A 9,452-nucleotide genomic window follows, 5' to 3' on the forward strand; every position below is an offset into this window, starting at 1 on the left:
ATGGCGTGGAGAGAAAAATTTTGAGTTAAATTTTCCGCGAGCATGCCGTCCCGTGAAAAAACGGAGGTCTTGCCTTCGTTTGGGCTGTGCCATCGATTGCGCTCAAGCCGCGGGATGCGCGCATCAGGCAAAGCCGCCCGCCTCTTGGGGGAAGAGGCGGGCGGCGTTATGGCCGGCTGGCCAAAGGGACGTTACTGGCCCGACTGGCTCGAAGCGCTGCGATGCTCCGTCTTGGTCACCGTGGTGTGGACGGCGGAGCCGGGCGCGGGTTTGGCCGGGGCTGCCAAATGCTTCTTGATGTGCACGGTCTTCACCTTGTTGGTCGAGACATTGCCCGGCACGGTGGTGTTGGTGCTCGTGCTGTGGTGTTCCTGGGTCTCATGCGTGACCTGCGCCGAGGCGGGGGCCGCGACACTGACCATGGCGGCCAGCGCCACGGCGGTGAAGGGCAGGGTGGTCTTGGGATGGAACCTCATGAACATTCCTTTCGGTTTGCTGCTGCGGATGGCCCCTGATGGTTCAGGGTGCCGGGATGAAAGCGCCGGTTGCCTCAATTGATCCATGGCGAAGCTTTTGCCGCCTCGTGGAAAACCGGTGGCCGGCGGTGGACGCGAGGGGGCGGGCGGCGCTAGCGGCGGGCGGATGAGCATCATCGCCACCATCATGAATTCGACCACCGGCCAGCCGATCCAGAAAATGACCTTCGGCCGGATGCCCAAACCCTGGGTCAGCTTCAATCTTGCCAGTGGTGAACTGGTCACCGCCGACCGCGTCCATGTCGGCAAGCCCGCGCCGGGGAAATTCGTTGCGCCGGTCGAGGTCTGGGTGACGCCCAAGGGTTGAAAAGGCCCGTCAATTCGCGAGAGATAAAGGTTAATGCTGCGCGCGTCCTGCCCGATGCGCGCAGTTCGCGCAAAAATACGCAAACCCATGGAACCATGTGCCGACAAGGGTGTTTAAAGCCGGTGGTCGCGCATCAATGGGGGATATGTGCAAAAACCGGGCATTCAGAAACCTTTGTTGCAGGGCCGATGCGGCAGGCTGATGTCCGGCCTTTCGTAAAAGCGATCATGCGCCAATCGCGTTGAGGCTCCGCGGCCTCTTTCCCCATATGCTTTTCGGTCGGCGCCATGCATGACACTCCGGCGCCTTATCCTTCCTGTGCCCCACCTTCCCTGTGAAAGCCTCCATGAACACCATCTCCGCGCCTGCCACCGCCAAGCGTCAATCGGCGTTGGAACCCCTCGTGATGACAGGCCTTGCGGCCGTTCTGGTTTTTTTCCTGATCGTGGGCGGGATTGCCTGGTTCAACATCCGCACGCTCAAGCAGGACAATGAGCTGATCATCCATTCGCATGAGGTGATCGGCACGCTCGATGAGCTGCTCTCCAGCGTGAAGGATGCCGAAACCGGCCAGCGCGGCTTTCTGCTGACCGGGGATGAGCGCTATCTGGAGCCCTATCGCGCGGCGGTGCTCTCGCTGCAGGGGCAGATCGCCACGCTGGCGGAGCTGACGCGCGACAATGCCAAGCAGCAGGCGCGCATCAAGCCGCTGCGGCTGCATGTCGAGGCCAAGCTGGGCGAATTGCGCGAAACCATCGACCTGCGTCGCGGCAAGGGCGAGGAAGCGGCGCTTGCGGTGGTGCGCTCCGACCGGGGCAAGGCGGAGATGGACACGATCCGCGCCCAGCTTGCGGTGATGGATCAGGAAGAGGCCGCGCTGCGCCAGTCGCGCCTCACCGAAATGGACGGCGCCTATCAGACGGCCTTGGCCAGCGGCATTCTCTCGGGCCTGCTCGGCATGCTGCTGACCGGTGTGGTGGGCATTCTGATCATGCGGGCAACGGCGGCGCGTCAGCGTCAGGAGTGGCTGCAGTCAGGCCAGATGGGCCTTGCCGCCGCCATGCAGGGCGACCAGCGCACCGAGGAATTGGGCGACAACATCCTGCAGTTTCTGGCGCGCTATCTCGACGCTCATGCCGGGGCGCTTTTCGTGCGTTCGGGCGGGGATTTCCGCCGGGTCGCCAGCTATGGCGTGCCCAGTGACGCGCCCTTGCCCGATCGTTTCGGCATGCGCGAGGGCCTGCTGGGCCAGACGGCCGCCGAGGGTAGGCCCATCGTCATCCGCGATGTGCCCGAGGGCTATCTCACCATCGGCTCCGCGTTGGGGCGTGACAAGCCGCGCGATCTGGTCGTTTCGACGGCGGGCATGGATGGCAGCGTCAATGCGGTGATCGAACTCGGCTTTATCCATGCCATGGACAGGATGACGCTGGAGCTGCTCGGCCAGGCGTCCGAGGCGATTGGCGTGGCGATCCGCTCGGCCGATTACCGCAGCGAATTGCAGGATCTGATCGAGGAAACCCAGCGCCAGTCCGAGGAACTGCAGGTCCAGAGCGAGGAACTGCGCGTCTCCAACGAGGAGTTGGAGGAGCAGAGCAGGGCGCTCAAGGAATCGCAGGTCCGGCTGGAGCAGCAGCAGGCCGAGCTGGAAACCACCAATTCCCAGCTTGAGGAACAGGCCCAGCAGCTTGAAACCCAGCGCGACGATCTGGTCCGCACGGCCAGCGCGGTACAGCTCAAGGCGCGCGAGCTGGAGCAGGCCAGCCAGTACAAGTCTGATTTCCTTGCCAATATGAGCCATGAATTGCGCACGCCGCTCAATTCGCTGCTGATTCTGGCCAAGCTGCTGTCGGACAATCCGCTGGAGAACCTGACCGCAGAGCAGGTGAAGTTTGCCCGCACGATCCAGTCCTCGGGCACCGATCTGCTCAATCTGATCAACGATATTCTGGACCTGTCGAAGATCGAGGCGGGGCATGTCGAGATCCGCCCGGAAAGCGCCTCGGTCGACCGGCTGGTCAAGGAGGTGCAGCAGACCTTCGAGCCCATCGCGCGCGAGAAGAAGCTGGAATTTTCCATTCAGGTCGCGCCGGGCTGCCCCGATGTGATCGAGACCGATGTGCAGCGCCTGCAGCAGGTGCTCAAGAACCTGCTCTCCAACGCTTTCAAATTCACCGAGAAGGGCCGGGTCGAACTGGCGCTGCAGCGCGTGGGCGAGGGGCGTGTGGCGCTGTCGGTGCGCGACACCGGCATCGGCATGTCGCCCGAGCAGCAGCAGAGCGTTTTCGATGCCTTCCGTCAGGCCGACGGCACGATCAGCCGCAAATATGGCGGCACGGGGCTTGGCCTGTCGATCTCGCGCGAGCTGGCACGGCTGCTGGGGGGCACGATCAGTCTGGAAAGCACGCTGGGCGAGGGCAGCACCTTCTCGGTCGAGCTGCCGATCGCTTATGATCCGGCGGCGGTGCAGCCCCGGCCCGACCGGCCCACGGCCAGCATCGCACAGGCCCCTGTCGCCGCCGAACCGGCGCCGCCCGCGCTGGCCCCTCTGGTGCTGCCGCGCAAGGTGGAGGATGACCGCGACCATCTGGGCGAGGCCGTCGACCAGACCCGCCGTATCCTGCTGGTGATCGAGGATGATGAGGCTTTCGCGGGTATCCTGCGCGATCTCTCGCGTGAGATGGGCTTCCAGGCGCTGGTCGCCAGCACGGCGGAAGAGGCCATGGTGCTGGCTCAGCAATATATGCCCAGCGCGGTGGTGCTGGACGTGGGTCTGCCCGATCAGTCGGGGCTGTCGGTGCTTGATCGGTTGAAGCGTGATGTGCAGACGCGGCATATCCCGATCCATGTCGTTTCGGGCAGCGATCACGCGCAGACCGCGCTCTCGCTGGGCGCGGTGGGCTATATGCTCAAACCCGTGAAACGCGAGGATCTGGCCGAGGTGCTGCGCCGTCTGGAGGCCAAGCTCGCCCAGCGCATGCACCGCGTGCTGGTGGTCGAGGATGACGATGTGCAGCGCGATGCCGTCGAACGCCTGCTCGCCTCGCAGGATGTCGAGACGGTGGCGGCGGGCACGGCGGCGCAATGTCTGGAACTGCTCAAGGACCAGACCTTCGACTGCATGGTGCTCGATCTGTCGCTGCCCGATGCCTCGGGTTATCAGCTTCTGGAAACGCTGAGCCGCGAGGAGGCCTATTCCTTCCCGCCGGTGATCGTCTACACCGGGCGCGACCTCTCTGCCGACGATGAGCAGAAGCTGCGGCGCTATTCCAAATCGATCATCATCAAGGGGGCCAAATCGCCCGAGCGCCTGCTCGACGAGGTCAGCCTGTTCCTGCATCAGGTCGTCTCGGATCTGTCGGACGAGCAGCAGACGATGATCCGCAAGGCGCGCAACCGCGACGCCATTCTCGAAGGCCGCCGCATCCTGATTGTCGAGGATGACATCCGCAATGTCTATGCGCTGACCAACATCCTCGAACCGCGCGGCGCGATCATCGAGATCGCGCGCAACGGGCGCGAGGCGCTGGAGGTGCTGGAAAAGGCCTCGGCGCAGAACGAGATCGCCATCGATCTGGTGCTGATGGATGTGATGATGCCGGTGATGGACGGTCTGGCCGCCACCCGCGCCATCCGCCGCAATCCGGCGTGGAAGGCGCTGCCGGTCATCACGTTGACGGCCAAGGCCATGCCCGACGATCAGGAGCGCTGCATCCGCGCCGGGGCCAATGACTATATGGCCAAGCCGCTCGATGTCGAAAAGCTGCTCTCGCTCGTGCGCGTGTGGATGCCGCGATGAGCGATGGTCTCATCAGTGAGCGGGTGGAGGATATCGAAATCCACCTGCTGCTCGAAGGGCTGTACCGGCGCTATCATTATGATTTCCGCAATTACGCGCAGGCCTCGATCAAGCGGCGGTTGAGGCAGGCGCGCGAGCAATTGGGCTATCGCAGCATCTCGGCGCTTCAGCACGATGTGCTGCACGATCCCGAGATGCTGCCGCGCCTGCTGTCCTATCTGACGGTGCAGGTCAGCGAGGTCTTCCGCGATCCATCCTATTTCAAGGCGATCCGCGAGAAGGTGATCCCGCATCTGCGCACCTATCCCAGCTTGCGCATCTGGATCGCGGGCTGCAGCACGGGCGAGGAACTCTATTCCTTTGTCATCCTCTTCCGCGAGGAGGGGCTGGAGCAGCGCACGCTGTTCTATGCCACCGACATCAATCAGGACGCGCTGGCCAAGGCCGAAGCGGGGATCTACGATCTCGAACGCTTCCAGCTTTTCACCGAGAACCACCGCAAGTCGGGGGGGAAATCTTCGCTTTCGGACTATTATACCGCCGCCTATGGCAAAGGCGCCTTCGACAAGAGCCTGCGCAATCGCGTGGTGTTCTCCGATCACAGCCTTGTCACCGATGCGGTCTTTGCCGAGATGCATCTGATCTCCTGCCGCAATGTGCTGATCTATTTCGACCGGCCCTTGCAGGATCGCGCGGTGGGGCTTTTCAATGACTCCCTGACCCGCAAGGGCTTCCTCGGGCTGGGCTCGAAGGAGAGCCTGCGCTTTTCCGCCCATGCTCCCAGCTTCAGCGAACTGGCAACCGGCGACAAGATCTACCAGAAGACCGAAGGATGAGCGAAACGACGCCTCGGGCCGTGGTGATCGGCACGTCGGCGGGGGCGCTGGCGGCGCTTTCGGGGCTGTTGCCGGTGCTGCCTGCCGATTACCCGCTGCCGATCCTGATCGTGGTGCATATCCGCCCTGACCGTGACTGCGTGATCCCGCAACTCTTCCAGTCCAAATGCGCGATCCCCGTGCGCGAGGCGCAGGACAAGGAGCAGATCGCCCCCGGCACCGTCTATTTCGCCCCGCCTGATTACCATCTGCTGGTCGAGCAGGACCACAGCCTGTCGCTTTCCAGCGATGAGCCGCTCTATTTCTCGCGCCCGGCCATCGATGTGCTGTTCGAAACCGCGGCGGACGCCTATGGCGAGGCGCTGGTGGGCATCGTGCTGACGGGCGCCAATCAGGATGGCGCAACCGGACTGCGCGCCATCGCCGATGCTGGCGGAACGGCCATTGTGCAAAATCCGCAAGGTGCCTATGCCACCGCCATGCCCGAAGCTGCCATCGAGGCATGCAGGCAGGCCAAGATTATGACAATCGAGGACATTTCGGCCTTCCTACTGGAGCTGGGCCGGGGTGATCCGGGAAGGAACCACCCCGCATGACCCCCGTCAGCTTTCTTCTGGTGGACGATCTGGAGGAGAACCTCCTCTCGCTCGAAGCCCTGCTGCGGCGCGATGGGCTGGTGCTGCTCAAGGCGCGCTCGGGTGACGAGGCGCTCGAACTGCTGCTCAAGCATGATGTCGCGCTGGCGCTGGTCGATGTGCAGATGCCGGGCCTGTCGGGCTTCGATCTGGCCGAGCTGATGCGCGGCAATGACCGCACCCGCCATGTGCCGATCATCTTCGTGACGGCGGGCAATGCCGACAGCCAGCGGCGCTTTCGCGGCTATGAGGCGGGCGCGGTCGACTTCATCCACAAGCCCATCGAGCCCGATATCATCCGCAGCAAGGCTGATGTTTTCTTCGAACTCCATCGCCAGCGCCAGCAGATCGCCGCGCAGCGCGACGAACTGAAAGCCCGTAGCGCCGCTCTGGAAGAGGCCGACCGCCGCAAGGATGAATTTCTCGCCACGCTGGCGCATGAATTGCGCAACCCGCTGGCGCCGCTGCGCCACGGGATCGATGTGCTGCGCCGCAAGCCCGATGGCGACAGCGCCGAGGACATTCGCGCGATGATGGACCGCCAGCTCACGCAGATGGTGCGGCTGATCGACGATCTGCTTGATGTTTCACGCATCAGCCAGGGCAAGATCGAACTGCGCCGCGAACGCCTTCAGGCCGCCGAGATCGTCCGCCTCGCGCTGGAGGCCAGCCGCCCGCTGATCGAAAGCCATGGTCACAGGCTGACGGTGGATGTGCCCGATGCCGCGATCTGGCTCGATGCCGATCTGACGCGCATGGCGCAGGTGTTGGGCAATCTGCTCAACAATGCCGCCAAATACACGCCCGAAGGGGGGCAGATCGGTCTGTCGCTGCGCGTCGAGAACGGCGAGGCGGTGATCGCGGTCAGCGACAATGGGCTGGGCATTCCCCCGGCGATGCAGTCGCGGATTTTCCAGCTTTTTACCCAGATCGAGGATCATTCGGTCCATGCCAAGGGCGGGCTTGGCATTGGCCTCGCGCTGGCGCGGCAGTTGGTCGAGATGCATGGCGGCACCATCGAGGCGCATAGCGGCGGCATCGGGCAGGGCAGCACCTTTACCCTGCGTGTGCCGCTTGCTCAGGCGGTGGCAGGTGAAGCCATGGCCGAGGATGCGCCGCAGGCCGCCGCCAACCGCCCGCTCAAGGTTCTGGTGGTCGATGACAATGCCATGATCGCCATGAGCATGGGCTGGATGCTGGAGGAAATGGGCCACGACTTTCAGGTGGTCAACGATGGCCGCGAGGCGCTTGAGGCGGCGCGCGACTATCGGCCCGACGCCATTCTGCTCGATATCGGCCTGCCGGTGATGGATGGCTATGAGGTCTGCCGCGCTTTCCGTCAGGACGATGACTTCCGCCAGACGCTGATCGTGGCGCAGACCGGCTGGGGGCAGGACCGCGACAAGGAACTGGCGGCACAGGCCGGTTTCGACCATCATCTGGTCAAGCCCGTGGCCTATGAGGCACTGGAGCAATTGCTGCTCGCCCATGGCGCGCCGGGGCAGCAGGCCCCGGCTTCTTGAAACGCCTTCCTAACGCCCCGCGTATTTCATCGCCATATCCACCAGCGAGATCACGATCTCGAAACCGATCAGCGCGATGATCGCCAGCTCCACGCGGTAAGCCCTTTTGTCGCGCACGATGTCGAGCAGCACCTCGGCCACATCGCCCAGCGCGACGAATTTGCGCTCCAGCACCTCATGGCGCTCGTCCAGCTCATATTCGTCCTCAAGACGGGTGTAGAGACGGTCGAGATCGGGGTGGTCCCAGAGCAGATCGGGCCGGTCATTGGCCTGAGCGCTGCCCATGATGCGATGCCGCGCCGCCAGCGCATTGCCCACCAGCTGCATCGCCCGCTTGATCGAGAGATGGGCCTGCCCGTTGCTGTGCAGATCGGCCACCAAGGGGCTGATCCGGTCGAAGGCTTCGGACACCAGGATTTCGTCGCGCGAGAGCATCACGCTGCGCGCCAGGACCACGGCCACCAGCAGGAAGCGCTCGGGGCTGGCGTCGATCAGTTGCACCTGTCCGTCCGCCGCGATCTTGTCGTTGGAGCCGGGCTTGACGATCAGCACGGTGCTTTCCGTTTCGGGCAAGGCCTCGGGATCGAAGGTATGAGGCAGCAGCAGCGCGTCGGGCAAATCCTGCGCCACCTCCTCATCGCTGATCGACACCACCACGCCATCGCGAAACACGATGGTCAGCCCCGGTCCGAACACCGCTTTTCCGGCCCATTCGCCGGTCGCCTGCGCGTCGGCGACGTAACGCGTGTCGATCCGCTCGCCGATCAGTCTTGCGCTCAGGCGATAGCGCGCTGCCTCGGGCACCCCTCCGAGCAGAACGAAATCGGGAAGACCTGCGGTTTTGGGAAGGGCCATGAAGGAAGCTGCTCCGCTTTAGCGCTGGATCTCCCTGCCAGCGGCAGGTTTCGCTTGCGCGACACCCCGCTCTTTCAAACCTTTACCAATAATCGGCCATCAGCGCACCAGACCATTCGGGCTGGCGCAGATCGCCCCGCGGCAGAAATTCGCGCATCACCGGCTTGATGTCGAGGACTGGTGTCCCATCGATCGCGTCCAGCCCCTCGACCTCCAGCCTCGTGCCCGAGACGCCGAGGATCCGGCACACCGTCACGCCGAGCCGGTTGGGCCGGTTCTTGCCGCGCTGGGCGAAAATGCCCACCAGTGGCCAGTCGGCGCGGCCACGCGGATGTCGGGCGCCGGTTTCGATGCGCTCGGGCGGCACGCGGTCGAAGAGGAAGATCACCTCGGCATGGCTGAAATCCGCCAGCCCCGCCAGCGCCTCCGGCCCGAAGCGGTCCGCGTCCAGGTCGATGGCGGCCCGGCTCTCGCCCCAGTGATCGTCAAGCGGATCGGCGCGTCCGCCGCGCACATGGCCGATGGGGGTAAGGCTGAACTCCATGATGCTGCTCCCGAACCAGATCCGCAGGCAGGCCCTGTATAGGCAGCCAACCTTGGGCCGGGAAAGAAGATTTGGCCCGCTGGCCGCGAAAGCGCCTTGGCCAAGCCCTCCATCTGCCCTATCAGGCCCGAGCAAGCCGGTCCTGCCGGTTTTGCATCCCGCACCGGTGCCCGCAAGGGCTTGAAAGGGAACACGGTAAGGATCGAGGATCCGAAACCGGGCTGTCCCTGCAACTGTGAGCGGCGAGCGCGATACGCCTGTGTCACCCCAAGGAGGGTCGGCACGGCCACTGGGCCGGACGCAAAATCATGCGAGGCTCGGGAAGGCTGCGCATCGCGTGACGACCCGCGAGCCAGGAGACCTGCCGGTATGGGGTCGCTCTTGCCACGGCCCAGGGGATGGCCATGGCACGGTCCA

The 9,452-nt window shown here is 64.1% G+C and carries 8 protein-coding genes and 1 riboswitch; of the genes, 5 read left to right on the forward strand and 3 right to left on the reverse strand.

Annotation, left to right across the window (positions count from 1 at the left end; all coding sequences use genetic code 11):
* Window positions 1-191: 191 nt before the first annotated feature.
* The gene (locus ABDW49_RS09500; RefSeq protein ID WP_343611460.1) at window positions 192-476 is read right to left on the reverse strand and encodes a hypothetical protein; all 285 of its coding nucleotides are present in this window, start codon (window positions 474-476) and stop codon (window positions 192-194) included.
* A 166-nt stretch (window positions 477-642) separates the two neighbouring features.
* Between ABDW49_RS09500 and ABDW49_RS09505 the strand changes: the two genes are divergently transcribed.
* The 5 genes from ABDW49_RS09505 (at window position 643) to ABDW49_RS09525 (ending at window position 7,636) form a co-directional block, all read left to right on the forward strand.
* Window positions 643-843: a hypothetical protein gene (locus ABDW49_RS09505; RefSeq protein WP_343614220.1), complete on the forward strand. Its 201-nt coding sequence runs from the start codon at window positions 643-645 to the stop codon at window positions 841-843.
* Between the two features lie 346 nt (window positions 844-1,189).
* Window positions 1,190-4,642, forward strand: coding sequence for a response regulator (locus ABDW49_RS09510; protein ID WP_343611462.1), 3,453 nt, complete (start codon window positions 1,190-1,192; stop codon window positions 4,640-4,642).
* Entirely contained in the window at window positions 4,639-5,478 is an 840-nt protein-coding gene (locus tag ABDW49_RS09515; RefSeq protein ID WP_343611464.1) for a protein-glutamate O-methyltransferase CheR, read from the forward strand. Before ABDW49_RS09510 ends, ABDW49_RS09515 begins: the two co-directional genes overlap by 4 nt.
* A complete protein-coding gene (locus ABDW49_RS09520) occupies window positions 5,475-6,074 on the forward strand; it encodes a chemotaxis protein CheB (protein WP_343611466.1) in 600 nt (199 codons plus the stop codon). The genes ABDW49_RS09515 and ABDW49_RS09520 overlap by 4 nt, the downstream gene beginning before the upstream one ends.
* On the forward strand, window positions 6,071-7,636 hold the full coding sequence (locus ABDW49_RS09525) for a response regulator (protein ID WP_343611468.1): 1,566 nt from the start codon (window positions 6,071-6,073) through the stop codon (window positions 7,634-7,636). The genes ABDW49_RS09520 and ABDW49_RS09525 overlap by 4 nt, the downstream gene beginning before the upstream one ends.
* 9 nt (window positions 7,637-7,645) lie before the next feature.
* On the opposite strand, the gene ABDW49_RS09530 is transcribed toward ABDW49_RS09525, so the two are convergent.
* Window positions 7,646-8,491, reverse strand: coding sequence for an RMD1 family protein (locus tag ABDW49_RS09530; RefSeq protein ID WP_343611469.1), 846 nt, complete (start codon window positions 8,489-8,491; stop codon window positions 7,646-7,648).
* A gap of 82 nt (window positions 8,492-8,573) precedes the next feature.
* Window positions 8,574-9,035 (reverse strand): SAM-dependent methyltransferase, encoded by a 462-nt coding sequence (locus ABDW49_RS09535; RefSeq protein ID WP_343611471.1) that lies wholly within the window; start codon window positions 9,033-9,035, stop codon window positions 8,574-8,576.
* Between the two features lie 147 nt (window positions 9,036-9,182).
* Window positions 9,183-9,419, forward strand: a riboswitch (cobalamin riboswitch).
* Window positions 9,420-9,452 lie beyond the last annotated feature (33 nt).

The sequence above is a fragment of the Novosphingobium sp. genome (assembly GCF_039595395.1).
In the GTDB taxonomy this organism is placed as follows: Bacteria; Pseudomonadota; Alphaproteobacteria; order Sphingomonadales; family Sphingomonadaceae; genus Novosphingobium.